This window comes from Terribacillus sp. AE2B 122 (genome assembly GCF_902497585.1).
Taxonomy (GTDB): Bacteria; Bacillota; Bacilli; order Bacillales; family Amphibacillaceae; genus Terribacillus; species Terribacillus saccharophilus_A.
Map to the genome: position 1 here is coordinate 491,004 of NZ_LR700942.1, position 25,834 is coordinate 516,837.

Below are 25,834 nucleotides of genomic sequence, written 5' to 3' on the forward strand. Positions count from 1 at the left end.
AACTTGCCTTACAAGAAGCGATTCAATCACTTGGTGAAAGAGAGCGGCTGATCGTGTACTTGCGGTTTTACAAAGATCAAACGCAATCTGAAGTATCAGAACGGCTCGGTATTTCCCAAGTCCAGGTTTCCCGTCTTGAAAAGAAAATTTTGGCTAGTATAAAAGAACAGCTGGAAAAGTAGCTTCTGCACATCGTGCAGAAGCTTTTTTTATTGCCTGTAATTACCAGCATGTTTTCCTGTGCTTTTCCCATACTAAGTACAGAAACCCTTCTTCATAGGAGGAGAGGTGTATTATGCCAGCTATTGTATATATCCGGTTCATCCGGAAGATCACTATTTCTCCAGAATCCGTGATCAAGCTCAAAGATATCGCTCATATCGCGAATGCTGGAGATTATAAGGAACGCATGCTCGACACCGTTATCTACCGTATAACTAAAAAAGACAGCAATATCGTTGTCCTCGATTGTTTCTCGGTATTTCAGCAGCTGATGAAGCTCTTCCCGGAGCATGAACTGCAGCTGATCGGCGCGGAACAAACGATTGTCCATGTCCAGCATGCAAAGAAACGCACTGTATGGCCTCTCGTCATTCTCATCTGGCTGCTTTTGTTCATAGGGTCGGCAATGACGATCATGAATTTTCATTTCGATGTTGCGATGGAGCCGGTGCAGCAGCAGATTCACTTTCTGTTGACTGGAGAAAGGCTTGTGCATCCGCTTTGGCTGCAAATTCCGTACAGCATTGGCATCGGAGTGGGAATGATTCTCTTTTTCAACCATGTATTCAAGAAGCGTTTGAATGAAGAGCCTAGCCCTCTGGAGGTAGAGATGCACAAATATCAGCGTGATATGGATGTTTATGTAGCTTATCACGAAAACGAATTGGAACAGCAGCATGTGGATCGCCACAGTTGAACTGCTGATCGGGCTCAGTGCCGGGCTTGCAACTGGAGCAGGATTTGTTGCTTTTCTGACTGTACTAGGTATTATTCCGAGATTGGTGCAGCTTAGCAAGACACAGAATTTCCTGATTTCATATGAAGCAGGTGTCACTGCCGGCGCTTTCGCCGGAACAATTCTTTCCTTCCACTATTTTCATTTTCATGCGCCGACTCTTCTGATCACGCTTTGGGGTCTTTTGCATGGTATATTCGTCGGAATGCTTGCTGCAGCTTTGACAGAGGTGCTGAATGTATTCCCGATCCTGACTAGACGAATTGGTCTGGATAGTAGTCTGATCTGGTTCTTTATGGCAATCGTCCTGGGGAAAATCACCGGATCCTTGTTCCAATGGCTTTTACTTTCCTACTAACTAAAGAGGTGACATCATGGATTCCAAGTTCAAGAAAGAAAATTACACCGATACAGCAAAAACGTATTATCCGAAAGTCCCATACGTCAGAAATTGTTTAAAAGCTTTCTTAGTCGGCGGTTTTATCTGTCTCATTGGAGAGCTGCTAACTAAATTTTACATGCAAGTCTTTGATATGTCCCAGCAGGAGGCTGGAACGCCTACTGTCACAACATTAATCCTTATATCTGCGATATTGACAGGACTTGGTGTATATGATCGGATCGCGCAATTTGCCGGGGCAGGATCAGCAGTGCCGGTAACAGGATTCGCTAACGCTGTGACAAGCGCTGCCTTGGAATATAAATCGGAAGGTTATGTGCTCGGTGTGGGTTCCAATATGTTTAAACTTGCTGGCAGTGTCATTGTATTCGGGGTTACGTCGGCTTATATTGTCGGCATTATCCGATATATATTCAACCAGCTGATCGGGGGATAAAGAAAATGGTGAAATTAGGCAAGCAATCCTGGACGCTGAATCAACAGGTTTATATTCAAGAAACAGGTACGAGTGTAGGACCCAAGGAATCAAAAGGTCCATTAGGAGATTCCTTCGATAAATCTTATGATAATTTATATTGCGGTGAAGATAATTGGGAAATGGCAGAAAGAAAGCTCTTGCAGGATGCTATCCAAATAACGTTGGAGAAAGCTGGTTTGAAGCAGCAACATATTGATATGTTCATTGCTGGAGATCTTCTGAACCAGAATGTGAGTGCCAATTACACAGCACGTGACATGGATATGAGCTATCTCGGTATGTTCGGAGCTTGCTCCACTAGTATGGAAACGCTGGCTGTAGCATCTCAATTGGTCGATGCAGGAGTGGCAGATCGCATTTTGACGGCTGTCTGCAGCCACAACGCAACAGCAGAGCGTCAATTCCGTTTTCCAACCGAATACGGTAATCAGAAACCAGCTACAGCAACTAGTACAGCCACTGGAGCTGGATGTGCACTAGTAAGCCGTGAAAAGAGTCAAATCCGGATTGAGGGAGCAACGATCGGTAAGGTAGTCGATTTCGGTGCAACGAACGCATTTGACCTTGGAAGCGCAATGGTTCCGGCAGCATATGACACGATCAAGCGGCATTTGAGCGATTTTGGCCGTACACCTGCTGATTATGATCTAATAGTTACTGGTGACTTATCGAGCGTTGGTTCTCCTATCCTAAAGGATATGCTCCGGAGTGATGGAATCAATATTGATGCCGTACATAAGGATTGCGGCAACTTGCTTTATAACAGTGATCAAGGAATGCTCGCCGGGGGCAGCGGTACAGCCTGTTCCGCCATTGTGACGTATAGCCATCTTTTGGATGAGATGCGGAAAGGGACCTACAAACGGATACTTGTTACCGCAACTGGTGCATTAATGAACCCAACACTGATACGTCAAAAGGAATCGATACCAGCTATCGCACATAGTGTCGTACTCGTAAGGGAGGAGGGATAAGCATGGACTTTTTTTGGGCATTTGTAGTCGGCGGCTTGATTTGTGTTCTCGGTCAGCTGCTTTTAGATGTTGCTAAACTGGATGCTGGACATGTGATGAGTACCTTTGTAGTTCTAGGCTGTGTACTGGATGGATTCGACTTGTATGATAACTTACTTTCTTTCGCAGGTGCCGGTGCTTCGGTTCCCATCACTAGTTTTGGACATTCCCTCCTTCACGGTGCAATGGAACAAGCTGACAAACATGGTTTTTGGGGCATTGCACTCGGAATGTTCCAGCTGACATCTGCAGGGATCGCTGCCGCTATTCTTTTCGGGTTCCTAGTGTCTGTAATCTTTAAGCCAAGGGGATGAACCCTTTATGAAGAGAGTAATTCTGATTACAGACGGAGACGCTTATGCAAAGCGAACAATCGACCATTTAGCTAAGAAAATAGGCGGGACGTCTCTATCTTATTTGGCTGATAATCCGATGACAGTGGAGGCTAAATCTATGGTCGATGCTATCCATGCAGCTGAAGCAGAACCGGTTTATGTCCTTCTCGATGATGGAGGTGTACCGGGTGTAGGCAGCGGTGAAATGCTGCTTCAGACGATTTCAGATGATCCCGAAATCAACGTTATTGGTGCATTAGCGGTTGCGGCTCATACGCAAAACCGGGAATGGAGCCGCGTCAACTTCTCTATTGATCAGGATGGGGAGCTGCAGCCATTTGGTGTAGATAAAGAAGGGGTCATTACAGAGGAAATCGGCCGTATCAACGGCGATACGGTGTACCTGCTTGACCAGCTGGATATTCCTTTAGTCGTGGCAATCGGAGATATCGGAAAGATGCACGGAAAAGATGCGATCGAAATCGGCTCCCCAATTACAGAACAAGCGCTTCGTATCATCCTAGAAAGGGAGGGAAGCAGAAATGGCTGATGAGCAAAAAATGCCCATACCAGCAAAGGTCGATGATGTAAATGAGTTTATGAAAGAGCGTGTTGGTGTCGGTGTCTCCTTCGACGTTGGTCACCGCACCTTGATCATTCTTAAGAAAAAAGTAGAAATCTACTACACCACTGGACTTGCTGATGCAGAAGTCGTACAGCGTGTGCTCTCGAAATTGATGAGTATCAATGATGACGAAAGAAATACTAACAAAGTTTCCGAAATCATTGAAAACCGACTGGTACACATGCAAGTGAAGCGGACAGAAAGCATCGATGATTGTGTCGATCAATTCCTTTCAGGATTAATTGTCGTATTCATGGACGGCTGTGATTTTGCTTTTGTTGTCGACACAAGGTCCTATCCGGGCAGACAGCCGGAGGAGCCAGACACGGAGAAGGTCATCCGCGGTCCGCGGGATGGATATACGGAAAATATTATCATCAACACTGCCTTGACGCGCAGAAGGATTCGGGATGAACGGCTGCGACTGGAAATGATGCAGGTAGGAGAAAGATCAAAGACAGATATTTGTATCGCTTATATCGAAGACGTTGCTAACCCAAATTTAGTAAAGCTTATTAAAAAAGAATTGAAGGAAATCGAGATCGACGGACTTCCGATGTCTGATAAATCTGTGGAAGAATATCTTGTAAAACAAGGCAATAGACCATTCCCGCTTGTCAGATACACCGAACGTCCGGACATTGGCGCGGTTCACCTTTTTGAAGGGCATGTCCTTATTATTGTGGATACGTCACCTAGCGTTATCATTACACCGGCGACTTATTTTTCCCATTTGCAGCATGCCGAGGAATACAGAGAATCACCAGCGCCTGGAACATTCATACGCTGGGTCCGTCTCACAGGGATCTTTGTATCATTGTTCCTCCTGCCGTTTTGGTATCTGATCACAGTTCATCCGGAATTGCTGCCAGGAAGCATCGATTTTATCGGTCCCAATAAGGATGACGGACATATACCATTATTTCTGCAAGTCCTCCTTGCAGATCTTGGTATAGAATTCCTCAGACTAGCTGCAATTCATACTCCTACGCCGCTATCCACGGCAATGGGTCTTATCGCAGCTGTCCTGATCGGTGAGATTGCCATTAACGTAGGCTTGTTCACGCCAGAAGTAATTCTTTATGTAGCGGTTTCTGCTGTCGGTTCATTTGTTACGCCTAGCTTCGAGCTTAGTGTTTCAAACAAAATAACAAGAATATTCTTCCTCGTAGCAACAGCAATTTTCGGGGTTCCGGGATTCGTCATCAGCATCACTTTAGCCATCTTGATTCTTGTAGGGACAAAATCACTTAACACACCTTATATGTGGCCGTTCATTCCTTTCAATATGAAAGCACTTCTGGAGATTGCTTACCGGACACCGGTTCCGTTGACAAAATATCGTCCCACCATTACCAACTCTCCAGATAAAACAAGAGCGCCGAATTCTTAGTTGCTAGAAAAATGAGAATATGGTACGTTTACTCTATCTATTTTTTACGACAGTACGGGTAGTGTAGCGTGTGAAGCGAAAGCTCATCTTCTTCCTATGCGGAAAGATGGGCTTTGTTTTATGCCTTATCCGATGAAGCCGTTGTTTGGAGGTTATTGTATGCAGCACCCTTTTGTAGTAAATGATCAGCACATTTTGGAAGTAGGCGGAGTAGATGCCGTCACATTAGCCAAAAAATATGGTACACCATTATTTGTGTACGATGTCGGCGTTATCCGGAAAAATGCTAAGGCATTTGTCGAGGCGTTTGAAACATTGGGAGTCAAAGCTCAAGTCGCATATGCGAGCAAGGCTTTTTCTTCGGTCGCAATGGTGCAGGTAGCGAAGCAGGAAAAACTCAGCTTGGATGTAGTTTCCCGCGGAGAACTGCATACTGCATTGAAAGCCGGCTTTCCGACTGAAAAAATTCACTTGCATGGCAATAACAAGAGCTATGAAGAGCTTTCAATGGCTGTAAAGCATGACATCGGCTGTGTGGTTGTGGATAACTTCCATGAAATTGCCTTATTGGAAGCGGTATTGAAGGAACAAGGAAAGCAGATGGATATCCTGCTGCGTGTTACGCCGGGCATCGAAGCACATACACATGATTATATTTTGACAGGCAATGAGGATTCAAAATTCGGCTTTGATATTAGTAATGGACAAGCTGAGGAAGCGTTTCGTAAGGTAAAGGATAGCGAAGTGATCAGAATGAAGGGGCTGCATTGTCATATCGGTTCCCAGATATTCGAAACCGATGGATTTCTGATGGCAGTAGGCAGGCTGTTCGAGCTTATTAAAGCATGGCAGAATGATTTTGGTTATGAACCTGCAGTACTTAATGTAGGCGGCGGCTTTGGTATCCGTTATACGGAGAACGACGAACCGCTTCCATTGTCAGATTATATCCATGCATTGGTAACACGAATCAAAGCGGAGGCCGAGGAAGCATCAATTGAGATGCCGGAAATCTGGATTGAGCCAGGGAGATCAATTGTTGGGAATGCGGCAGTAACGCTTTATACGATCGGTTCTGTTAAAGAGATTCCTGGTGTACGTAAATATGTGTCTGTTGATGGTGGGATGACGGACAATCTTCGTCCAGCACTTTATAAAGCTGTTTATGAGGCTAAAATTGCTAATCGTGCAGATGAGAAAGCAATAGAAACAGTCTCCATTGCCGGTAAATGCTGCGAATCAGGAGATATGCTGATTTGGGATATCGATTTACCAAAAGCAGAGGCTGGAGACTTGCTCGCAGTTTTCAGTACCGGCGCCTACGGTTACGCGATGGCAAACAACTATAACCGCTTTGGCAGACCAGCGGTTGTCTTTGTCGAAAATGGAGTCGATAGACTTGTCGTCAGAAGAGAAGAAGCTGAGGAACTAACAAGGCTTGATCTTTCTTATGAATAAAAAAATCCTGTATGCATGATGCATACAGGATTTTTTTATTCTTCGTCGAAAACTTCTACAGTTTCCATTGTATCGCCGTTTCTCATGTTGCGAGCGATTTCCAAACCGGAAGTTACTTTACCAAATACAGTATGAACACCGTTCAAGTGCGGTTGTGGCTCGTGTACGATAAAGAACTGGCTGGAGCCTGTATCTTTACCTGCATGCGCCATGCTCAAGCTGCCGGCTTCATGCTTATGAGGGTTTCCTTCTGTTTCACATTTGATTGTTGTACCGCTGCCGCCAGCGCCAGTGCCAGTCGGGTCGCCACCTTGGCTCACGAAGCCTGGGATAACGCGGTGGAACGTTACGCCATTATAGAAACCGGAGTTCGCGAGCTTCTCGAAGTTCGCTACTGTGTTTGGTGCTTCCTCCGGATATAGTTCGAATTCAATTTTATCGCCATCCAGCATTAGGATGTAACCTTTTTTAGCCATTTGCTTGTCCTCCTAGATTAAAATGAGTATGTACTCGTGATGATTCTACCACATAAACCGTCACTCTCGCCAGATTCTGCTTCTATCCTTTGTATGGAGCGAGGGATGTAGGAGAAACTACCATAGAATTCTTTGTTGTAGTCCGGGAGTAAGTATATGGGGAAAATGCGTGAAAGTAAAGTTGACAAAAAACGTAGATAGGTTTTAAATAAGACTACGTACGGCAGGAGTTGAACACAGTTGCAGGATAGTGACAAACAAGAGAAGGTGCTTTTCTGGGTCATGATGGGAGCAAGCTGCTTATTCCTTCTGTCCTTGATCGGAAAGTTATTTTCTTAATGAGGGGTTATTATGCTAATACGATACAAGAAGTCAATGGAAAAAATCGCAATGGGACTTTTATCTTTTATGCCCGATGTAAAAGAAGTAAAAAAATTGCAGCAGACAATTCAGGAATACAATAACAATCCGAATTGGCACTTGTTTCTTTGGAAAGATGAAGATGATATCCTCGGGGCACTGGGAGTCGTGATCGATGAGGATAAGGCCATCGTGCAACATATTTCGGTCGATCCATCTCACCGAGGCAATGGCATCGGCAAGCAGATGGTTTGTGAGTTACGTAACATGTATTCGCCTATGCATCAAGTCACTGCGACGGATGAAACAAAGAATTTCCTTGAGAAATGCGAAACAGAAGCTTAAAATAAAAACCAGCCTCCTAAGAAGGCTGGTTTTCTTTATGCGCTCGGCTTATAGCCAAGCAGCACCTACGATAATTAGAAGAATGAAAAGCACAACGATCAAAGCAAATCCTCCGCCGTAGCTACCCATGGTGAAATTCCTCCTTTATAAAATGTGACTCAGATAAAAGCCAGGATGTCTGAACATTTATCCTACGGTATAAGGTATGTCGGGAATTAAGTCAGGGTATGGGCGGTAGTGAACTTTTTTCGGAAGGAGGAGATTATATGCAAGGATACAGTGTGAAACTGGATGGGTTTGAAGGCCCGCTTGATCTGCTCCTGCATTTGATTAACCAATATGAAATCGATATCTATGACATTCCGGTGGCAGTGATCACCGAGCAATATATGCACTATATACATACGATGCAGCAATTGGAATTGAACATTGCCAGTGAATATTTAGTGATGGCGGCAACGCTTCTTGCAATGAAAAGCAAGCTGCTTCTGCCGAATCAAGCAGCACTCGATGAAGAAGCCGCAATGGAGGAGGAAGATCCTCGAGATGAGCTTATGAATCGCTTGATTGAATATCGTAAGTTCAAGGAAGCAGCGGAAGAATTAAAAGAAAAAGAGCTGTCTGCTGACAAGCTTTATACAAGACCGCCAGCACCGCTTCCGGATAAACCGGAATTGAAACCGCTCGAGCCAGGTGAAGTTACGGTCTATGATATGGTAGCTGCCTTGCAGCGTGTTTTTCGCCGAAGAGAATGGAGCCAGCCGCTCGATACGAAAATCCAGCGTGCAGAAATTTTGCTGGAAGATCGAATGGGAGAGGTACTGCATTCTCTTAAAGCCAGAAAAGAAGGGGTCGATTTCTTTGAATTATTCCCGGAACGAACAAAGCAGCACATTGTCGTCACCTTTATGGCTATATTAGAATTGATGAAAAAACAGCAAATTTTCTGCAAGCAAAAACAGCATTTTGATGAGTTAATCGTATTTGAAATGGGGATGCAAGATGGAAGTACCGTATAACAGTATTCTGGAAGGGCTGTTGTTTGCAGCCGGCGATGAAGGTTTGACAAAGAAACAGCTTATGCATGCATTGGAATTAGGAGAAAAAGAAGTTGAAGAGGAATTGGCAGCACTTAGGGTGGCCTACGAATCTCCAGACCGCGGTCTATCTATTATGGAAATGAAAGGTGCCTACCATCTGACAACAAAATCAGAGCATGCAGCTTATCATCGTAAACTGCTGGATTCTCCGCAAAACAGCAAGCTATCGCAAGCGGCCCTTGAGACGCTGGCAATCATAGCATATAAACAGCCGATCACAAGAATCGAGGTTGAGGAAGTTCGCGGTGTTAAGAGCGAGAGGCCGATTCAGACACTTGTTGCCAGAGGCTTTATAGAAGAGAGCGGCCGCAAGGAAGGCATCGGAAGACCGATCTTATATGTTACGACACTTGCTTTTCTTGCTTACTTTGGTTTACATACATTGGATGACCTGCCTCCTTTACCGGAAGGAACCGATGACCCTGAAGGAGCAGCAGATCTGTTCTTCGAAGATTTTCCAGCCGAATCGGATTGACAAGATTCCCCTAGCTGTACGGGTACATATGCTAGGGCGAGGTGAGTGATCTTGAACAGCAGAAATTATCTGGAAGCATTGTTAGAATGGAGTAAGGCAATGCAAGAACATGCAGGAGAGGCTTTAGAGGAATGGGAACCTGATCTACGTGAACTGCAGCATAACCTGCAGCAGACGCTATCATCTGCAGAAACTATTTCACAGGAAGCTGTGTTACAACTTCGTCAGGATGCAGAGAGATTAGCAGCCCGAGCGGAGCAGGTCAGTCGTCAGAATAGTGTCCGATGGGGTCAGCATAGACTGCCGCCACTTCCTTACCGATTTGATGCATTAGAGCCGCACATAAGCAGAGAGATAATGAAACTGCATTATACAAAACACCATCAATCCTATGTCGATGGACTGAATAAAGCAGAGGAAATGCTGTACGTGAATAGAGGGAACAAAACAAGCTCGGACTATAAGCATTATTTAAGAGAGCAGTCCTTCCATGGTTCTGGTCATTTCCTTCACACGATTTTCTGGTACAATATGTCGCCTAATGGCGGCGGAGAACCTTCCGGACAGCTCGCGCAGCAGATCCGAAAAGATTTTGGATCCTTCCAGAGGTTTAAGGACATGTTCTCCAAGGCTGCAGACAGTGTCGAAGGAGTCGGCTGGGCTATCCTTGTCTGGGAGCCGAGGTCACAACACTTGGCTATTCAGACACTTGAAAAGCATCAATTTTTCAGTTTGGCAGATACAATTCCTTTATTAGTCTTAGACATGTGGGAGCATGCTTATTATCTGCAATATAAAACAGAAAAGAAGCAGTATGTGGAAAACTGGTGGAACGTCGTCAATTGGGCGAATGTGACACAAAGATTTCAAACTGCCAAGCAAGTGAACTGGGCGCCATTCTGAGTGAAAGACCCCTATCCATATGGATAGGGGTCTTTCACTTGTTCATAAGCTTGTCTTCTGTGCATACACTGATGATAGATGACTAAGGGAGGGTTTGAAACATGTTCAAGCGCGTTCTGGTTGTAATGATAGTTATAATCCTCTGTGCGATGCTCCTGCCAGGGCAAGCGGCCGCCAAACCTGGAGTATCTGCAGATGCTGCTATCCTGATGGAGCTTTCTACGGGCAGGATTTTATATGAAAAAAATGCATCTGATCCGAAAAGGATCGCCAGTATCACAAAAATCATGACCGCTATCATCGCTATTGAATCAGGCAAGATGGATGAAGAAGTCCATGTCAGTAAAAATGCAGTATATACAGAGGGATCCTCCATTTACCTGGAGGAAGGAGAGGAAATACCGTTGAAAGATCTTGTATACGGGCTGATGCTTCGATCCGGAAATGACGCAGCCGTAGCCATAGCTGAGCATGTGGGCGGCAGTGAAGAAGGATTTACGCATTTGATGAACGAGAAAGCAGCATGGCTTGGCATGCAGGATTCTCATTTTGATAATCCGCACGGTCTGGATACCGAAACACATCAAAGCTCCGCATATGACATGGCATTATTAACGAAGTATAGCATGCAAAATGAGACCTTCCGTAAGATCAGCGGGACGAAAACATACAAAGCCGATTCTAAGCTGTATGCCTGGGGCAATAAAAATAAGATGCTCACGCGTTATTATGATTACTCTACCGGCGGTAAGACAGGCTATACGAAAAAGGCGGGCCGGACACTTGTTAGTACTGCAGAAAAAGATGGAATGGAACTGGTTGTTGTCACGATAAACGACCCGGATGACTGGCGTGATCATATGAATCTTTTTGAATGGGGATTCGATGAATATGAGCTTACCAAGCTGAAACAGTCTGAAACAGGCACGTCCCTTATTTATCCGCTTTCCGAGCAGGAAAAGAAACAAGCGCATACTATGACCCAGCTCCTGAAAGAGGACAAGCAAAAGGAAAACCAGCAGATTGGTGCCGATGTTTATTATTTGAACGAAAAGAAAATCGGTACAGTGCCAATTTTCGCAGTCCCGCAGACACCGACGCTAGCTGGTTCTACAAAGCAACTTTTTGATGAGCTGGCTGGTGTCCGCTTATGGTGAACTATATATGGGCAATCATGGCGATCGGCGGCATTATTTATGCCATGATCAATGGCACGATGGATGAAGTAAATAAAGCTATCTTCAAAAGTGCAGATGACGCAGTTGTGCTTGCCATCAGTTTGATTAGTGTGATGGTATTTTGGCTCGGAATCACAAAAATAGCAGAAGCCGCCGGACTTTTAAAGGGTCTAGTCCGGCTGGCTAAGCCATTCATTGCTCGATTATTTCCGGACATTCCGAAGGATCACCCGGCAATGGGATATATCCTGTCCAACTTGACTGCCAATTTCTTTGGTTTAGGAAACGCTGCGACACCGATGGGAATCAAAGCGATGGAAGAGATGAAAAAGCTCAGCGGCAGTCCGAAAGCAAGCCGTTCCATGATTACGTTCCTTGCAATTAACACATCGAGTTTGACGCTTATTCCTACGACAGTGCTTGCTGTTCGGATGAAATATGATTCGCAATCACCAACTGAGATTGTCAGCGCAACTTTGCTGGCTTCTATCATCTCATTCATCGGAGCCATTCTGATTGATCGGCTTTTCTATGAAATCAGGCGACGGAAGGAGCGTCATCTATGAGTCTGCTTGCGACCGCCAGCATGTGGATCATTCCTTGTCTCATCCTTGTCGTACTAACTATCGCCACAGCAAAACGACTGCCGACTTACGAACTGTTTGTAGATGGCGGCAAGGAAGGCATCGGTCTGGCTATCTCGATTCTCCCTTTTCTGCTAGGGATGCTTGTCTCGATTGCGATTCTTCGGGCTTCTGGTGCATTGGATGCCATAATCGGTCTGATTACGCCTTTTTTGAGTTTTATCGGAATGCCTGCTGATATTGTCCCTCTGGCGCTTGTAAGGCCGATCAGCGGGACAGCCGCACTCGGGATGACTACCGAGCTGATTGCGACCCATGGACCTGACTCCTTCATTGGCCGGCTGGCTTCGGTTCTTCAGGGGAGTACGGATACGACCTTTTATGTACTGACAGTTTATTTTGGTGCTGTCGGTATCCGGAAGATGGGAGATGCATTAAAAGTTGGACTGTTAGCTGATGTTATTGGTATAATGGCTTCAATCATAGTAGTAACGATTATATTCGGAGCATGAGAGGCGTTGACAACCGTTAACGCTCTTTCTTTTGTTCCTGATGATAAAAAGTGAGGATCAGTACATGGATAAACAAGCAGAACGCCTGCAGAAAGTAATCGCCCACAGTGGCATTACATCAAGAAGAAAAGCAGAGACGATGATTTTGGAAGGCAAAGTTAAGGTTAATGGCAAGGTTGTAAAGGAACTTGGCATAAAAGTAACCGATAGAGACACCGTAGAGGTAAATGGTATACCGCTTGAAAAGGAAAAATCAGTCTATTATATGCTGTACAAGCCACGCGGTGTCATCTCAAGCGTACAGGATGAGAAAGACCGGAAAGTTGTGCTTGATTTAATGCCGGATGTGTTGGAAAGAGTCTATCCGATCGGCCGTCTGGATTATGATACATCAGGCTTGTTGCTTTTGACGAATGACGGAGAATTTGCCAACATGCTCATGCATCCAAGCCAGAAGATTGACAAAGTATATGTTGCCAAAGTTAAGGGCATACCTTCCCCCGAAGAGCTGAAACAGCTGAAACGAGGCATTATGATAGACGGGCATAAATGCAAAGCTGTCTATGCGAAGCTGATGAGCGCTGATAGAAAGAAGAATACGAGCCTCGTTCAAATTATCCTTCATGAAGGACGTAACCGTCAGGTGAGGAAAATGATGGAGAGAATTCAATTTCCTGTTCAGAAGCTGAAGCGCGAAAGATACGGTTTCTTAACACTTGAAGGGCTTCAGCCAGGTGCGTATCGTAAGCTGACTCCTGAAGAAGTACATCGCATTAAACAGGAATACAAAGAAAATCGTAAATAATTTGTCAAAATTGGCAGCCGGCGGACGTGCTATACTTGGCAAAGAGGTGAGGATACGTGACACCTATTCGTAAACGGCGCTTCATTGTACGCCTGACTGTGCTTGCCATACTGGCTTGCTTTGTTTTGATAGCATGCTGGCAGCTGTTGGGAGAAGGGAAGGCGTCAAAAGTGGAAGCAGGACAGCAGACTCCTGATTTCATGCTGAAGGATTTACAGACAGGTCAGGAATTCAAGCTATCCGAAAAGCGCGGCAAAGGTGTTATAGTCAATTTTTGGGCAACCTATTGCGAGCCTTGTAAGCAGGAAATGCCTTTATTTGAAAAGGCATCCCATACATATGAAAATAAGGATGTAATCTTTGCTGCTGTCAATGTGGACGAAAGCAGCGTTGTTATTGAGCGTTTCCTGGATCTGTATAATTTGTCCTTTCCAATCTTATTGGATAATGGACAAGTGATGGAAGCATATGGAGTAGATGCGTTGCCGGCTACGTTTTTCATCTCCGCTGACGGAACAGTCAGCAGGACGGTTTATGGTCCGTTAGAGACGGAGCGGCTGGAGGAATATGTGGATGAGATTGTGCCTTGAGAAAAGAGGCGATGTATTTGCAGAAATGTTCTATTTGTAAGCATGAGAACAATCTGGATAGCGAAAGATGCCATAATTGTGGGAATGTATTGATAGAAAAGCTGGATATGCGCTATGAAGGCGCAGACCGGCGCTCCCAGCAGCGTACCCAGACGATAATTGATAAGATCTGGCGGTTTTTCGCTTCTGTGCGGAACGGAATGTATATTCTTCTGCTGGTATTGCTTATAACGGCGATCGGGACCATTCTTCCACAGCGGGCATACATTCCAATTGGGAGAACACCTCAGGAATTTTACGAATCAGAATATGGTGTGTTTGGGAGTCTGTATCTTGACTTAGGTTTTGATCAGTTATACAGCTCATGGTGGTATATGACGCTGCTCGGATTACTTGGTGCCAGTATCTTGATTGCCAGTATCGATCGCTTTTTTCCGTTATACCGTGCTTTGAAGCTGCAGCCAGTAAAACGCAAGAAACATTTCCTCATACGTCAAGTGTATGTGAGATATAAGGAAATAAGTAATCAGGAGCGCTTGTTGAAGCAAATACGAGGCAGAGGTTATCGGATTCGTCAAGATGGTGAAGATTATCTGGCAGAGAAAAACAGGTTTGCCAGATGGGGACCTTATGTGAATCATATCGGATTGCTGCTAGTGCTGCTGGCTGCTTTTCTCCGACTGTTTCCTTATTTCTATCAAGATGAATTTGTCTGGATAAGAGATGGAGAGACAGCGGTAGTACCCGATACCGATCAATCATTGTTTATCAAAAATGAGCAATTCAGTGTAGATACATACGATAATGACGATCCAAAATTCGAAGCTGCTATCGAACAAGAAGGTAGATCGATTCCGAAAAGCTTCTCAACAGATATCATCGTCTACAAAGCTGAGGATCATATAGCAGGTGAGACCCCTGATTTGGATGTATTGAATCAAATGACGGTGTCTGTGAATCATCCTGGCAAAGCTGCGGGATTTACGATTTATCAATCAGGCTATCAGCTGAATGAATTCAGCAGCTTGACTCTCCGCGCTGAAAATGAAGAAGGTGTAACAGCTGATTTTAAGATCGATACCGAAAATCCCCAAGCAGATTATGAGCTTGATAATGGCTTGCAAGCTAAATTGGTTGATTATTATCCGGATTATCGATTAGACGGGGACAAAATCATCACCGCAACGAAATTTCCTCGTAATCCTGCATTCGTTTTCGATATTTCAGAAGACAATCATACGGAGAGGCTTTTCATAGCAATTGATGAGGCTGTATCGAAAACGGGAACGAACAATTACAGCGTACGTGCAGTGGATTATGATACGCATAATGTAACTGGATTGTCAGTAAAGCGTGATTTGACCTTGCCGGTATTCCTGCTCGGTGGACTCATTTTCATGATCGGTCTTATCCAAGGTCTTTATTGGCAGCATCGCAGAATATGGCTCCAAAGACAAGCAGATGGCTCCTATCTGATTGCGGGACATACGAATAAGCATACGTCCTCCTTTGAAAGAGAAATGGATCGTATCTTTGACATCTATGATAAAGGGGAGAGCAGCTGATGGATAAGTTATCTATTTTAAGCGGACATTTACTGGAAGCTGCTTTTATCAGTTACCTGTTTGGTATCGTTCTATTCACTTGGTCAGCAGCCAAGCAGCGGCATGGCGTCACTGAGCGTATTGCCTGGGGAGTCACTGCTGCCGGGTGGATTGCACAGCTCGGTTTCTTCATCCTTCGGTGGGTGTACAGCGGACATGCACCAGTAAGCAATTTATTTGAATTCATGACTTTCTTTGGGATGATGCTAATTTTGGTGCTGTTGGTCATGTATCGGTTTTATCGCTATCCGCTTTTAGCGGTGACGACATTGGTGATCAGCATTCTGATTATTGGCTGTGCTGCCATGTTTCCGCGTGAGGTGGCACCGCTAGTACCCTCGCTGCAAAGTCATTGGCTGTATATTCATGTAACAACGGCTGCACTTGGAGAAGCAGTACTTGCTGTCAGCTTTTTCGCAGGTTTTCTTTATATCCTACATGAAACGGACCAAGAGAAACCGGATAGAAGGGTATGGCTCATCGAAGCTATAATCGCTCTTATCTTATCGGTTGCAGGGTATATGCTGCTCGCTATTCTTTTCCGAACTTTCGGATATACTGCGACTGTGATGACTGCAGATGCAAGCATCATCTATCAGCTGCCGCCTTTCTTTGTTCCAATTGATATGGTATCTTCACCATTTCCGTTCAAGGTCTCTGTTCCGGACTGGATGCGCGGTGAAAATGCGGCACTGAAGCTTAATACAATCTTCTTATCCTTGCTCTCAGGGTGTGTGTTGTATATTCTCATTCGATTCTTCACTAGAAAAAGGATTGGCGCAGCACTGCAGCCGTTCGTGCAAAGGATGCCAAAGGATATGCTGGATGACATTGGCTATCGTTCAGTAGCAGTCGGTTTTCCTATCTTCACACTTGGCGCCCTAATCTTTGCAATGATTTGGGCCCAGCAGGCATGGGACCGCTTCTGGGGCTGGGATCCGAAGGAAGTATGGGCGCTGATCACTTGGCTTTTCTATGCTGCTTATTTACATATACGTATGCTGAGAGGTTGGCAAGGAATTCGATCTGCCTGGCTTGCAGTTATCGGTTTTTGTATTATCATGTTCAATTTGCTGGCAGTAAACTTGCTTATCGTTGGTTTACACGCGTATGCTTAACCTAAAAAGAGAAAAGGGGAAGGACCATGGAAACAGAAGCACATATTCTTGTAGTAGACGATGAAGAAAGAATCCGCAGACTCGTGCGCATGTATCTGGAGAAAGAAGGCTACACGCTCGATGAAGCTGCTGACGGAGACCAGGGACTTCAAATGGCAAACGAAACAGACTATGACGTTATCTTGCTGGATGTAATGATGCCTGGCAAGGATGGAATCGAAGTTTGCCAGGAAATCCGCAAGGAAAAAGGAACACCGATCATCATGCTGACAGCTAAGGGAGAAGAAGCTGACCGCGTGGAAGGCTTCGAAGTCGGAGCGGATGATTATATTGTAAAACCTTTCAGTCCTCGTGAAGTTGTTTTGCGCGTCAAAGCGTTATTACGACGGTCTTCCACGACTAAGTATTTGCATACCGATGCAAAAGCGAAGGATTTGCTTGTATTTTCCCATCTTACTATCGATAAAGATGCCCATCGGGTGACAGCGGATAACCAGGAAGTAACACTGACACCTAAGGAATATGAACTGCTGCATTTTCTTGCTTCGACACCAGATAAAGTGTACGGAAGAGAAGAGCTGCTGAAGCAGGTTTGGAAATATGAGTTCTTCGGAGATTTGCGTACAGTAGATACTCATGTCAAAAGACTACGGGAAAAACTGAGCAAGGTTTCAGAAGAAGCAGCTAGCATGATAGTGACAGTGTGGGGTGTCGGATACAAATTCGAAGCGGATAAAAGCTGATGCTGTGGGGAAGTGTTGTTAACAAACTATGGCTGACTATCTTGGTTCTTGTGTCAGTCGTCCTTGGTCTGCTTACTTTTCTGCTGCTGGAGTTCTTCGGTAATTTTCATATTGAAGAAGCAGAGGAGAGCCTTATGCAGACAGCTGCGAAGGTGTCTATTTTGCTGGAAGAAATCGATGACCGCAGTACCGTCTACGATACTGCGGAGCGTGTCCAGGATCCGAATTCCCGCATTGCTATCCTTCAGGATGATGAGCTTTGGATATCTGAACCGGATGAGGCGGAGCCATTGCCTGATGTTGACCAGCAATGGCTGCTGGATGATGCTGTATTAAATAAAGCTGTAACAGAAGGAGAAGATGTATCCAAACAGCTTATCTTGCCTAATACCGATAGAAGTGTAATAGTTGTCGGTACTCCACTGCAGGATGGGTCTGGTGCGGTTTATGTCTATCAATCGTTATCTGTTGTAAAAGAGACAGGTAATCAGACGACACAAATCATCCTGCTGGGAGCAGGAATTGCCTTTGTCCTTACAACCGTTTTTGCCTTTTTCTTGTCATCGAGGATCACGAAACCACTTATAAAGATGCAGGATGCAGCACTAAACGTTGCTAGAGGAGAATTCGGGACCAAAGTACCTGTTGTCACACATGATGAGATAGGTATGCTGGCGACTGCTCTTAACAAGATGGGAAAACAGCTGGAATTCAATATTAATGCCCTCAGTCAGGAAAAAGAACATCTTGCCCGCGTGGTTAATGCAATGGTAGATGGTGTTGTCATGATCAACCGGCAAGGTGAACTAACCGTGACGAATCCGCCGGCTGAAGAATTTATCCATGATTGGCAGTTTGAAAATGGCGAAACATTCCATGAAGTGCCAGGCGTCTGGCTTGAAATCATGGAAAGTGTTGTCTCAACTGCATCGGAGGTTACCCGTGAAGTAACGATCCAAGGACGGGAATGGGTGATTATTGCTACACCTCTTTATGATGATGCGGCAATTCGCGGTGCGGTTGCAGTTGTGCGGGATATGACTCAGGAACGCAGATTGAATAAGCTTCGCGAAGACTTTATTACGAACATTACGCATGAACTGCGCACACCAATTTCCTTGCTGCAAGGCTATAGCGAGGCAATTATTGATGATATTGCTGACACTATTGAAGCGAAAAACGAGCTTGCTCAAATCATTCATGATGAATCCTTACGAATCGGAAGGCTCGTCAACCAGTCGCTTGATCTTGCTCGGATGGAAGCAGGCGATACAAATCTAGTAATGGAAGAAGTAGAAATAAATCCATTTCTGGAGCGGATCGTCCGTAAGTTTCAGGGTTTAGCTGATGAACGGGAAATCAAACTGGGACTCGTCAATGCAGTAGATAAACGGACCTACCAGTTTGCTCCCGATGCAATTGAACAAGTACTTACTAATTTAATTGATAATGCGATTACCCATACTGAAAATGCAGGAGCTGTCCAAGTGTTGGTATCTGACGATAAAGATCAGCTTGTTATGATTGTGAAAGACTCGGGAAGCGGGATCCCTGAAGAGGATTTGCCTTTTGTGTTCGAACGATTCTACAAGGCCGATAAATCTAGGACGAGAAAAACTGTCAGAACCGGAAATGGATTAGGACTTGCGATTGCTAAAAATATCATTCAAGCACATGATGGAACAATCAAAGTAACTAGTAAGCTTCATGAGGGGACAACATTCACTATTCGTCTCCCGCGGGATACAAACCTGACATAATATGATAAAATAAGCTGGATTCAAAGCGTACAAGGTGTCGAACAGACTTGATAGGGAACGCGGTGTGATTCCGTGACTGTCCTCGCAGCTGTGATTACCGCCGAAAAGAACATAACCACTGTCCAATTGGATGGGAAGGGTTCTTAGTAGATAAAGGTATCAGTCAGCAGACCTGCCCTGTGTGCTTGTGTTTCACCGCTTCGAGGACTGAGCGGGTGGAGCGGCAGCTTCTAATGCTCTTTCCTTTAATAAAGGGAGGATTTTTTTATGAAAAAAGCACTACATATGTTATCAGCTTTATTGCTGACAGCAGGCGTCCTGGCTGGTTGCGGGACGGAAGAACAGCCGCAGCAAAACCAGCAAGCAGAGCAGCAGGCCGAACAGCAGGTCACAGTAACATTATCTGAAGACGGAGAAGAGATTTCATCCAAGGAAGTCAGCTTTGAGAAAGGCGATATTCTGTTGGATGTGATGAAAGAGAACTTCGACATCGAAGAAGATGGTGGATTTATTACTTCTATTGATGGCCACGCTCAGGATGCAAATACCAACAAATATTGGCTTTTTACCGTGAATGAGGAAATGTCACCAGTCGGAGCGAATGAGGTTGAACTGAAAGACGGCGACGAGGTTATCTTCAATCTGCAGGAATCTTAATGTTTACCACACGTAAGCTGACTCTTTTAGCAATGCTGACGGCACTTGCTGCGGTAGGAAGGATATATGCGAATGTGCTGTTTCCTTTCTTGCCGAACATGCAGCCGATGACGAGTGTCATCATCATTTGTTCGCTTTTGCTTGGCCCGGCTGCAGGTGTCATTATCGCTGTATTGTCCACGCTGTTATCCAATATGATACTAGGAATGGGATTATGGACATTGTGGCAGATGCTGGCTTGGGGACTGATTGGTCTGACTTTCGGTCTCGTGGGCAAGCTATGGAAAAACCCCCCGCTGAGTGTCATGACAGCTGCCAGCGTTTTGGCAGGATATGTGTATGGCTTATTGATATCATTGCCGAATGTGTTCATAATGGAACATTTCCTGGCGTATTATCTTGCTGGTATAAGTTTCGATACGATGCATGCGATCGGCAATGGAATTTTCTTTTTCATCTTATATCCTGTACTGCGCAGGTTGTTCAGCAAGTGGATTCCTGCAGAAGGAAAAAGAACCACTTCCTCTTAACGGGAAGTGGTTCTTCATATATGGGATAATGCATCCTTTGCAATAACCAAATCACTCAGCTTGATCGACTCGGTCGGACACGCTTCAAATGCCTCTGTCACATCCTCCTGCAATTCCTCCGGTACAGAGAAGGTACCAGTATTGCGGTCGAGCAGGACAAATGCGAGACCTTCATCATCATAATCGTATACATCGGGCGCGACAGCTCCGCATGTACCGCAGGCGATACAAGTATCTTGATCGACATATGTATACATTGCCATCCCGCTTTTCCCCCTTCCGCTTTCACCAAAGCTGTTTCTTGCTTTATACTAAGTGTAGCGCGTACCGATACGGAATACAAGCTTACAGAAAGGTTGGTTAGCATGCTTCTGGCATCTATCATAATCCATGCCGCACAGCCCATACGTCAGGAACGGAGCGCGGCATCTATCTATCATCTGCTGCAAGGGAAGCGATCCGCTCAAACATTGCAGGATGCACATATGTACGGTCTTACCCATCTGTTCGGTATCTACCCGAAGCTATCGAGACAGGTATTCGACAAAGTAGCTGCCAATATCATGCAAGAAGAAGGACAGGATAATAAAAAAAATATGCCGTATTTCAATGGTATGGCCTATCAATCACAAACAGAGCCATTTCTGTATCGGCTGCTTCTGCTTGTCCAGCTGCTTTCCAATCAAACAAAAGGGGAGAATCGGTATATACCTGTAACGGATAACCCTGCTATTCAGCATTGGATAAAGCAGTTGTATCGACAGGAACAGCATCGCTTGGATGATTGGCGAAACGGAGTATATGAGGAATTATACGGCTTGCTGGAGGAACTGCCGCAGATACAGGCTGAGTTATTTGTAGATCGATTGACGGGATACCATCATATCGGGTTGACGACTGTACAGCTAGCAGAAAAATATCATGTGCATGATACGGATGTGCTCCTATACCAGACGTCAACTATTCACCATCTCCTGCAGCACGCAGAGACCGATACGGCAGCTTTTCCACACCTTGCTGCTCTTATGGATAGACCCCAGCACAAGATCCGCTCCATAACTTCCACGGCGCAAAAGACACGGACAATGCTTGAACGCGGCATGTCAGTAGAGCAGATTGCGCTTGTCAGAGGGTTGACGGAGAACACGATAAAGGATCATATAGTGGAAATAACTTGGCTTGATGGAGAAGCACTTTCCAGTAAGTTTATTTCTGATACCGATGCTGCTGTCATTTTAGAGTGCGCCATGCAAGCAGGTACTAATAAACTTAAACAAATCCATGCTTTGCTGGAAGATAAATATGACTATTTTCAAATTAGATTGGCTTTAGCTTTGCGGAAAGAGCAGGAGGTGAAAACATGAACGCAGATTTGCAAAAGGCATTGCAGAAGTTCTATGGGTATGACAACTTCCGGACCGGGCAGGAGGAGATACTTGAAAGTGTATTGAAGAATCGTCATACATTGGGAGTTTTACCGACTGGAACAGGGAAATCTATTTGCTATCAGCTACCTGCATTTATGCGGAGCGGACAAGTTATTGTTGTTTCCCCCCTGCTTTCGCTGATGGAGGATCAAGTGAAACAGCTGCGTGCCAGAGGATTCAAGCGGGTAGCTGCACTGAATAGTTTTCTCGATTATGAAGACAAACAGCAGATCATGCGAAAACTCCAGAATTACGATCTGCTTTATGTGTCACCGGAAATGCTCCAAAATGATTATCTGATCAATCGTTTGCAGTCGCTGCATATCCAATTGTTTGTAGTCGATGAAGCACATTGTATTTCCCAGTGGGGGCAGGAATTCCGGACCGATTACCTGCGCCTGGCAGAAGTGATTCGGAATCTAGGCAATCCGCCGGTACTTGCATTGACTGGAACAGCTACTCCAGAAGTCCAAGTAGATATTCAGCACTTGCTTGGTGATTTGGACATGGATAAGCATATCTATCCAATGGATCGGGAAAATATCTCATACTTTATCAGAGAAGTACAAGATCTACAGGAAAAAAATGAAACGATGCTAGCTTTACTTAGAAAGATTCAGGCTCCGACCATTATTTATTTTTCAAGCCGAAATATGGCTGAAAGCACTGCGGCCATAATCCGGGCTAATATGCCGGATATGCCATGTGCTTACTATCATGGAGGCATGGAGAACGAAGACAGGATATTGATTCAGCAGCAGTTCTTAGCCGGTCAGCTGCAGATTATCTGCTGTACAAGTGCATTTGGCATGGGAGTGGATAAAGAAGACGTACGCCTGATAATTCATTATCATTTGCCAAGTGACAAGGAATCTTTCATTCAGGAAGTCGGCAGAGCCGGCCGGGATGGCGAAGAAAGTGTAAGTGTGGTTCTTTATAGTCCGGGAGATTGGCAAATCCCGATCCACCTAATTGAGCAGGACCTTCCGGAGCAAGATTCGATTCAGCAAATGCTGCGTTTCCTTTATCAGCGGTTAAAAGCAGGACAGCTTGAACTGCCTTCCTACGAGCTGCTCATCCAGCATATTCCGATTAGTGAGACGCAATGGCGATTTTTACTTTATCAAATGGAGAAACATGATATAGTAAAGGGAAATCATCTGCATTATAAGGCAAATGCTTGGAAGGATTTCCTGGACCAGATAGAGAAGTTTGTTGGGAACAGGAAAAGACATAAGCTGAAGCAGCTGCAGCGTATGAAAGAATGGGTCTATACGGATTCATGCAGACGACAGGCACTTTTTGCTGACTTCCAATCTGAAGTACGACCAGCAAAAGGCCGATGCTGCGATAATTGCGGCGATACCCTTGCTGATTGGCAGTCGGTTTTGACGAATGTACAGCCGGAGCGTACTGGATGGCGGGAACAGCTGTATCATCTCCTGCAGCAGTAAAACGGAAATGGAAGGATGGACACTTCATGGCAAAGACAGAAGAGAAGGACCAGAATCTGGAGGAACTGGTGGCATCCGTGACACAGTCTCGCGGTGATGAAGAATTACCACCCGAGAAAGAAGAATCGGAGCCAGCAGTTCAGCGTATCGATGTTCTTAATTTACCCCCACGCCGAACAATCCATGACGGACAGCGGACAAGCTTCCGCCTGCGCTGGAATGGAGGTATTGCCAGGTTCATCCTCCTGACGGTTATCGTGCTGGCAGTGATAGTATTTATCCTGCTGTATACGGATGTGCCGCTGTCGATACCAGCCTTATTTTAGTCCATTTTCAGTTTGGACAACGAGGGTATTTTTAACTGAAAGATTAATATACTAACTATACGTACAAATCCTTTCTGTTCGAGACTAAAACCTATCATGAAAATGGACGCTCCCAATGGGGGAGTGCCGCGTACAAAACATAAAGCGAATCATATGCTATCTATATCTAGAGTGGCATCCAAGGGGGAAAAGTGATGAAGTTAGAGCGCGTATCATTAAATCAATTCAAGATCTTTCTTACCTTCGACGATTTAATCGAGAGAGGCTTGACTAAAGAAGATCTGTGGCATGATCTTCCGGGCGTTCATCAGCTTTTTCACGATATGATGTATGAAGCAAGCGATGAATTGGGCTTCGAATTGGAAGGCACACTTCTTGTTCAAGTGCATATTCTTCAAGCGCAAGGGATGCAGATCATCGTAACACAGTATCCGCAGACGGAAGACTTCGAAGAAGAAGAGGATTATATCGAGATGAAAGTGACACTTGACGAAAGCAGGGAGCTTATCTTCTCATTCACAGATTTTGAGGACATCATCAGCGTTTCACGTCAGCTGGACCAGATCGGCATTGAAGATGCCGCTGTGTATTTTATGAACGATCTTTATTATATGGAAATTCGCACGCTGCTCCATCCGGAGGCGCGTGAAAACTTGATTGCAGTCATGTCGGAATTCGCTAACCCGAGTATAGTCACCTCGGTTAGGCTGAATGAGTACGGCAAGAAGATTTTCGATAAGGATGCAATACGGCAGATCTGCACGTATTTTGCATAAGTTGCCGAAGATACCGGAGCATCCGCCGGTATCTTTTTGATTTTTGATTAAAAACACGGTTCTCATTATCTATCTGGCTGCTTTTTTGTTAGAATGGATGTGAAGATTTGATGTGGTAATATCGCTAAACAAGATGGGGAAACATTTAGGAGGTACAGAACAGTGGCCGACAACGCTGCGGAATCTACCAACAACAAGCATAGGGACGTATTAGAATCGACACAGAGAGTCGTACAATCGGCTTTGCAGAAACTTGGCTATCCCGAAGAAGTCTATGAATTACTGAAAGAACCGGTACGGTTAATGACAGTTCGTATTCCCGTTCGGATGGATGATGGCAGTACGAAGATTTTCACAGGGTACCGGGCTCAGCATAATGATGCAGTTGGTCCTACCAAGGGTGGCGTGCGTTTTCATCCGGAAGTAAGCGAAAATGAAGTAAAGGCATTGTCCATATGGATGAGTCTGAAAGCAGGTATCGTCGACTTACCTTATGGAGGCGGAAAGGGCGGTATCATCTGTGATCCCCGCGAAATGAGTTTTCGTGAGCTTGAAGGTGTAAGCCGCGGATATGTACGGGCAATCAGCCAGATTGTGGGGCCGACAAAGGACATACCCGCACCCGATGTGATGACCAACTCACAGATAATGGCATGGATGATGGATGAATACAGCCGGATGGATGAATTCAACAATCCAGGTTTCATTACTGGTAAGCCGATCGTACTGGGAGGTTCACATGGCAGGGAAACAGCTACAGCTAAAGGCGTGACGATTTGCTTGAAAGAAGCTGCCAAAAAGAGAGACATCAGCATCGAAGGAGCACGTGTTGTCATTCAAGGATTCGGAAATGCCGGCAGTTACCTAGCTAAATTCATGCACGAAGCTGGCGCGAAAGTAATCGGTATTTCAGATGCTTACGGGGCGCTTCATGACCCGGATGGTCTGGATATCGACTATTTGCTTGACCGGCGGGACAGTTTCGGTACAGTGACCAACTTGTTTAAGTCTACAATCTCCAACCAGGAATTATTGGAGCTTGATTGCGATATACTTGTACCAGCTGCGGTAGAAAACCAAATCACAAAAGATAATGCACATAATATTAAGGCCCAGATTGTGATTGAGGCAGCAAATGGCCCGACAACGTTCGAAGCGACCAAGATTTTGACCGAACGCGGTATCTTGATAGTTCCGGATGTACTTGCATCAGCAGGCGGCGTGACGGTTTCCTATTTTGAATGGGTGCAGAATAACCAGGGCTTTTATTGGACGGAGCAGGAAGTAGAAGAGAGATTAGAGAAAGTGATGCTGAAAGGGTTCCAAAATGTATATCAGACTGCCCAAACTAGGCGTGTTGATATGCGGCTGGCTGCATACATGGTAGGTGTCCGAAAAATGGCGGAAGCTTCCAGATTCAGAGGCTGGATCTAATCATAGTTGAAATCATG

The 25,834-nt window shown here is 45.1% G+C and carries 32 protein-coding genes and 1 riboswitch; of the genes, 29 read left to right on the plus strand and 3 right to left on the minus strand.

Annotated features, from left to right (window positions below; all coding sequences use genetic code 11):
* The 9 genes from AE2B122_RS19075 to lysA form a co-directional block, all read left to right on the plus strand.
* A partial coding sequence (locus AE2B122_RS19075) for a sigma-70 family RNA polymerase sigma factor (RefSeq protein ID WP_254593395.1) occupies window positions 1–182 on the plus strand: 182 nt, incomplete at its 5' end.
* A gap of 113 nt (window positions 183–295) precedes the next feature.
* The gene (locus tag AE2B122_RS02540; protein WP_095217963.1) at window positions 296–919 is read left to right on the plus strand and encodes a stage V sporulation protein AA; all 624 of its coding nucleotides are present in this window, start codon (window positions 296–298) and stop codon (window positions 917–919) included.
* Entirely contained in the window at window positions 900–1,316 is a 417-nt protein-coding gene (locus AE2B122_RS02545) for a stage V sporulation protein AB (protein ID WP_095217962.1), read from the plus strand. Before AE2B122_RS02540 ends, AE2B122_RS02545 begins: the two co-directional genes overlap by 20 nt.
* A 16-nt stretch (window positions 1,317–1,332) precedes the next feature.
* Window positions 1,333–1,794, plus strand: a complete 462-nt coding sequence (gene spoVAC, locus AE2B122_RS02550) for a stage V sporulation protein AC (protein WP_095217961.1) — start codon at window positions 1,333–1,335, stop codon at window positions 1,792–1,794.
* A gap of 5 nt (window positions 1,795–1,799) precedes the next feature.
* The gene (spoVAD, locus tag AE2B122_RS02555) at window positions 1,800–2,810 is read left to right on the plus strand and encodes a stage V sporulation protein AD (RefSeq protein WP_095217960.1); all 1,011 of its coding nucleotides are present in this window, start codon (window positions 1,800–1,802) and stop codon (window positions 2,808–2,810) included.
* Between the two features lie 2 nt (window positions 2,811–2,812).
* Window positions 2,813–3,163 (plus strand): stage V sporulation protein AE, encoded by a 351-nt coding sequence (gene spoVAE / locus AE2B122_RS02560; RefSeq protein ID WP_095217959.1) that lies wholly within the window; start codon window positions 2,813–2,815, stop codon window positions 3,161–3,163.
* A 7-nt stretch (window positions 3,164–3,170) separates the two neighbouring features.
* On the plus strand, window positions 3,171–3,734 hold the full coding sequence (locus AE2B122_RS02565; RefSeq protein ID WP_095217958.1) for a stage V sporulation protein AE: 564 nt from the start codon (window positions 3,171–3,173) through the stop codon (window positions 3,732–3,734).
* Window positions 3,727–5,202, plus strand: coding sequence for a spore germination protein (locus tag AE2B122_RS02570; protein WP_095217957.1), 1,476 nt, complete (start codon window positions 3,727–3,729; stop codon window positions 5,200–5,202). The genes AE2B122_RS02565 and AE2B122_RS02570 overlap by 8 nt, the downstream gene beginning before the upstream one ends.
* 159 nt (window positions 5,203–5,361) lie before the next feature.
* Window positions 5,362–6,660, plus strand: a complete 1,299-nt coding sequence (lysA, locus tag AE2B122_RS02575; RefSeq protein WP_175073007.1) for a diaminopimelate decarboxylase — start codon at window positions 5,362–5,364, stop codon at window positions 6,658–6,660.
* Between the two features lie 35 nt (window positions 6,661–6,695).
* Here the strand turns inward: lysA and AE2B122_RS02580 are convergent, their stop codons facing one another.
* Window positions 6,696–7,136 (minus strand): peptidylprolyl isomerase, encoded by a 441-nt coding sequence (locus AE2B122_RS02580; RefSeq protein WP_038561014.1) that lies wholly within the window; start codon window positions 7,134–7,136, stop codon window positions 6,696–6,698.
* Between the two features lie 351 nt (window positions 7,137–7,487).
* Here AE2B122_RS02580 and AE2B122_RS02585 point away from each other — a divergent pair, with 351 nt between their 5' ends.
* Entirely contained in the window at window positions 7,488–7,841 is a 354-nt protein-coding gene (locus AE2B122_RS02585) for a GNAT family N-acetyltransferase (RefSeq protein WP_095217955.1), read from the plus strand.
* A 48-nt stretch (window positions 7,842–7,889) separates the two neighbouring features.
* Here AE2B122_RS02585 and AE2B122_RS02590 read toward each other — a convergent pair whose 3' ends face one another.
* Window positions 7,890–7,970 (minus strand): YjcZ family sporulation protein, encoded by an 81-nt coding sequence (locus AE2B122_RS02590; RefSeq protein ID WP_038561009.1) that lies wholly within the window; start codon window positions 7,968–7,970, stop codon window positions 7,890–7,892.
* A gap of 137 nt (window positions 7,971–8,107) precedes the next feature.
* On the opposite strand from AE2B122_RS02590, the gene AE2B122_RS02595 reads away from it, so the two are divergent.
* From AE2B122_RS02595 to AE2B122_RS02660, 14 genes are all read left to right on the plus strand, one after another.
* Entirely contained in the window at window positions 8,108–8,860 is a 753-nt protein-coding gene (locus AE2B122_RS02595) for a segregation/condensation protein A (RefSeq protein ID WP_095217954.1), read from the plus strand.
* Entirely contained in the window at window positions 8,844–9,416 is a 573-nt protein-coding gene (gene scpB, locus AE2B122_RS02600; protein ID WP_095217953.1) for an SMC-Scp complex subunit ScpB, read from the plus strand. The genes AE2B122_RS02595 and scpB overlap by 17 nt, the downstream gene beginning before the upstream one ends.
* A gap of 45 nt (window positions 9,417–9,461) precedes the next feature.
* Window positions 9,462–10,319, plus strand: a complete 858-nt coding sequence (locus AE2B122_RS02605) for a superoxide dismutase (RefSeq protein ID WP_371809485.1) — start codon at window positions 9,462–9,464, stop codon at window positions 10,317–10,319.
* A 101-nt stretch (window positions 10,320–10,420) separates the two neighbouring features.
* Window positions 10,421–11,476, plus strand: coding sequence for a D-alanyl-D-alanine carboxypeptidase family protein (locus AE2B122_RS02610; protein ID WP_095217952.1), 1,056 nt, complete (start codon window positions 10,421–10,423; stop codon window positions 11,474–11,476).
* Window positions 11,470–12,063: a nucleoside recognition domain-containing protein gene (locus tag AE2B122_RS02615; RefSeq protein ID WP_095217951.1), complete on the plus strand. Its 594-nt coding sequence runs from the start codon at window positions 11,470–11,472 to the stop codon at window positions 12,061–12,063. Before AE2B122_RS02610 ends, AE2B122_RS02615 begins: the two co-directional genes overlap by 7 nt.
* The gene (locus AE2B122_RS02620; RefSeq protein ID WP_095217950.1) at window positions 12,060–12,593 is read left to right on the plus strand and encodes a spore maturation protein; all 534 of its coding nucleotides are present in this window, start codon (window positions 12,060–12,062) and stop codon (window positions 12,591–12,593) included. The genes AE2B122_RS02615 and AE2B122_RS02620 overlap by 4 nt, the downstream gene beginning before the upstream one ends.
* A gap of 64 nt (window positions 12,594–12,657) precedes the next feature.
* Window positions 12,658–13,398, plus strand: coding sequence for a pseudouridine synthase (locus tag AE2B122_RS02625; protein ID WP_095217949.1), 741 nt, complete (start codon window positions 12,658–12,660; stop codon window positions 13,396–13,398).
* Window positions 13,399–13,454: 56 nt separating this feature from the next.
* Window positions 13,455–13,988: a thiol-disulfide oxidoreductase ResA gene (gene resA, locus AE2B122_RS02630; protein ID WP_095217948.1), complete on the plus strand. Its 534-nt coding sequence runs from the start codon at window positions 13,455–13,457 to the stop codon at window positions 13,986–13,988.
* A gap of 17 nt (window positions 13,989–14,005) precedes the next feature.
* Window positions 14,006–15,553 carry a cytochrome c biogenesis protein ResB gene (locus AE2B122_RS02635; RefSeq protein ID WP_175073008.1) on the plus strand — a complete coding sequence of 516 codons (1,548 nt, stop codon included), beginning with the start codon at window positions 14,006–14,008 and terminating at the stop codon, window positions 15,551–15,553.
* The gene (gene ccsB / locus AE2B122_RS02640) at window positions 15,553–16,710 is read left to right on the plus strand and encodes a c-type cytochrome biogenesis protein CcsB (RefSeq protein ID WP_175073009.1); all 1,158 of its coding nucleotides are present in this window, start codon (window positions 15,553–15,555) and stop codon (window positions 16,708–16,710) included. Before AE2B122_RS02635 ends, ccsB begins: the two co-directional genes overlap by 1 nt.
* 26 nt (window positions 16,711–16,736) lie before the next feature.
* Window positions 16,737–17,453, plus strand: coding sequence for a response regulator transcription factor (locus tag AE2B122_RS02645; RefSeq protein WP_038560981.1), 717 nt, complete (start codon window positions 16,737–16,739; stop codon window positions 17,451–17,453).
* A complete protein-coding gene (locus AE2B122_RS02650) occupies window positions 17,453–19,213 on the plus strand; it encodes an ATP-binding protein (protein WP_095217945.1) in 1,761 nt (586 codons plus the stop codon). Before AE2B122_RS02645 ends, AE2B122_RS02650 begins: the two co-directional genes overlap by 1 nt.
* Window positions 19,214–19,228: 15 nt before the next feature.
* Window positions 19,229–19,408: riboswitch (cobalamin riboswitch) on the plus strand.
* A 72-nt stretch (window positions 19,409–19,480) separates the two neighbouring features.
* A complete protein-coding gene (locus tag AE2B122_RS02655; RefSeq protein WP_217468067.1) occupies window positions 19,481–19,870 on the plus strand; it encodes a DUF4430 domain-containing protein in 390 nt (129 codons plus the stop codon).
* Entirely contained in the window at window positions 19,870–20,400 is a 531-nt protein-coding gene (locus AE2B122_RS02660) for an ECF transporter S component (RefSeq protein WP_175073010.1), read from the plus strand. Before AE2B122_RS02655 ends, AE2B122_RS02660 begins: the two co-directional genes overlap by 1 nt.
* A 14-nt stretch (window positions 20,401–20,414) precedes the next feature.
* On the opposite strand, the gene AE2B122_RS02665 is transcribed toward AE2B122_RS02660, so the two are convergent.
* Window positions 20,415–20,663, minus strand: coding sequence for a ferredoxin (locus tag AE2B122_RS02665; RefSeq protein ID WP_095217943.1), 249 nt, complete (start codon window positions 20,661–20,663; stop codon window positions 20,415–20,417).
* A 102-nt stretch (window positions 20,664–20,765) separates the two neighbouring features.
* On the opposite strand from AE2B122_RS02665, the gene AE2B122_RS02670 reads away from it, so the two are divergent.
* From AE2B122_RS02670 to AE2B122_RS02690, 5 genes are all read left to right on the plus strand, one after another.
* A complete protein-coding gene (locus AE2B122_RS02670; protein ID WP_175073011.1) occupies window positions 20,766–21,764 on the plus strand; it encodes a helix-turn-helix domain-containing protein in 999 nt (332 codons plus the stop codon).
* Window positions 21,761–23,281: an ATP-dependent DNA helicase RecQ gene (locus tag AE2B122_RS02675; protein ID WP_175073012.1), complete on the plus strand. Its 1,521-nt coding sequence runs from the start codon at window positions 21,761–21,763 to the stop codon at window positions 23,279–23,281. The genes AE2B122_RS02670 and AE2B122_RS02675 overlap by 4 nt, the downstream gene beginning before the upstream one ends.
* A complete protein-coding gene (locus AE2B122_RS02680; protein WP_095217940.1) occupies window positions 23,245–23,607 on the plus strand; it encodes a hypothetical protein in 363 nt (120 codons plus the stop codon). The genes AE2B122_RS02675 and AE2B122_RS02680 overlap by 37 nt, the downstream gene beginning before the upstream one ends.
* Before the next feature lie 194 nt (window positions 23,608–23,801).
* Window positions 23,802–24,383, plus strand: a complete 582-nt coding sequence (locus tag AE2B122_RS02685) for a genetic competence negative regulator (protein ID WP_095217939.1) — start codon at window positions 23,802–23,804, stop codon at window positions 24,381–24,383.
* Window positions 24,384–24,545: 162 nt separating this feature from the next.
* On the plus strand, window positions 24,546–25,817 hold the full coding sequence (locus AE2B122_RS02690) for a Glu/Leu/Phe/Val dehydrogenase (RefSeq protein ID WP_095217938.1): 1,272 nt from the start codon (window positions 24,546–24,548) through the stop codon (window positions 25,815–25,817).
* Window positions 25,818–25,834: the final 17 nt, after the last annotated feature.

Excerpts from the sequence above, each read along its gene's own strand:
- AE2B122_RS02540 (WP_095217963.1), top strand. The coding sequence starts at position 296 with ATGCCAGCTATTGTATATATCCGGTTCATCCGGAAGATCACTATTTCT.
- AE2B122_RS02545 (WP_095217962.1), top strand. The coding sequence starts at position 900 with ATGTGGATCGCCACAGTTGAACTGCTGATCGGGCTCAGTGCCGGGCTT.
- spoVAC (WP_095217961.1), top strand. The coding sequence starts at position 1,333 with ATGGATTCCAAGTTCAAGAAAGAAAATTACACCGATACAGCAAAAACG.
- spoVAD (WP_095217960.1), top strand. The coding sequence starts at position 1,800 with ATGGTGAAATTAGGCAAGCAATCCTGGACGCTGAATCAACAGGTTTAT.
- spoVAE (WP_095217959.1), top strand. The coding sequence starts at position 2,813 with ATGGACTTTTTTTGGGCATTTGTAGTCGGCGGCTTGATTTGTGTTCTC.
- AE2B122_RS02565 (WP_095217958.1), top strand. The coding sequence starts at position 3,171 with ATGAAGAGAGTAATTCTGATTACAGACGGAGACGCTTATGCAAAGCGA.
- AE2B122_RS02570 (WP_095217957.1), top strand. The coding sequence starts at position 3,727 with ATGGCTGATGAGCAAAAAATGCCCATACCAGCAAAGGTCGATGATGTA.
- lysA (WP_175073007.1), top strand. The coding sequence starts at position 5,362 with ATGCAGCACCCTTTTGTAGTAAATGATCAGCACATTTTGGAAGTAGGC.
- AE2B122_RS02580 (WP_038561014.1), bottom strand. The coding sequence starts at position 7,136 with ATGGCTAAAAAAGGTTACATCCTAATGCTGGATGGCGATAAAATTGAA.
- AE2B122_RS02585 (WP_095217955.1), top strand. The coding sequence starts at position 7,488 with ATGCTAATACGATACAAGAAGTCAATGGAAAAAATCGCAATGGGACTT.
- AE2B122_RS02590 (WP_038561009.1), bottom strand. The coding sequence starts at position 7,970 with ATGGGTAGCTACGGCGGAGGATTTGCTTTGATCGTTGTGCTTTTCATT.
- AE2B122_RS02595 (WP_095217954.1), top strand. The coding sequence starts at position 8,108 with ATGCAAGGATACAGTGTGAAACTGGATGGGTTTGAAGGCCCGCTTGAT.
- scpB (WP_095217953.1), top strand. The coding sequence starts at position 8,844 with ATGGAAGTACCGTATAACAGTATTCTGGAAGGGCTGTTGTTTGCAGCC.
- AE2B122_RS02610 (WP_095217952.1), top strand. The coding sequence starts at position 10,421 with ATGTTCAAGCGCGTTCTGGTTGTAATGATAGTTATAATCCTCTGTGCG.
- AE2B122_RS02615 (WP_095217951.1), top strand. The coding sequence starts at position 11,470 with ATGGTGAACTATATATGGGCAATCATGGCGATCGGCGGCATTATTTAT.
- AE2B122_RS02620 (WP_095217950.1), top strand. The coding sequence starts at position 12,060 with ATGAGTCTGCTTGCGACCGCCAGCATGTGGATCATTCCTTGTCTCATC.
- AE2B122_RS02625 (WP_095217949.1), top strand. The coding sequence starts at position 12,658 with ATGGATAAACAAGCAGAACGCCTGCAGAAAGTAATCGCCCACAGTGGC.
- ccsB (WP_175073009.1), top strand. The coding sequence starts at position 15,553 with ATGGATAAGTTATCTATTTTAAGCGGACATTTACTGGAAGCTGCTTTT.
- AE2B122_RS02645 (WP_038560981.1), top strand. The coding sequence starts at position 16,737 with ATGGAAACAGAAGCACATATTCTTGTAGTAGACGATGAAGAAAGAATC.
- AE2B122_RS02650 (WP_095217945.1), top strand. The coding sequence starts at position 17,453 with ATGCTGTGGGGAAGTGTTGTTAACAAACTATGGCTGACTATCTTGGTT.
- AE2B122_RS02655 (WP_217468067.1), top strand. The coding sequence starts at position 19,481 with ATGAAAAAAGCACTACATATGTTATCAGCTTTATTGCTGACAGCAGGC.
- AE2B122_RS02660 (WP_175073010.1), top strand. The coding sequence starts at position 19,870 with ATGTTTACCACACGTAAGCTGACTCTTTTAGCAATGCTGACGGCACTT.
- AE2B122_RS02665 (WP_095217943.1), bottom strand. The coding sequence starts at position 20,663 with ATGGCAATGTATACATATGTCGATCAAGATACTTGTATCGCCTGCGGT.
- AE2B122_RS02670 (WP_175073011.1), top strand. The coding sequence starts at position 20,766 with ATGCTTCTGGCATCTATCATAATCCATGCCGCACAGCCCATACGTCAG.
- AE2B122_RS02675 (WP_175073012.1), top strand. The coding sequence starts at position 21,761 with ATGAACGCAGATTTGCAAAAGGCATTGCAGAAGTTCTATGGGTATGAC.
- AE2B122_RS02680 (WP_095217940.1), top strand. The coding sequence starts at position 23,245 with ATGGCGGGAACAGCTGTATCATCTCCTGCAGCAGTAAAACGGAAATGG.
- AE2B122_RS02685 (WP_095217939.1), top strand. The coding sequence starts at position 23,802 with ATGAAGTTAGAGCGCGTATCATTAAATCAATTCAAGATCTTTCTTACC.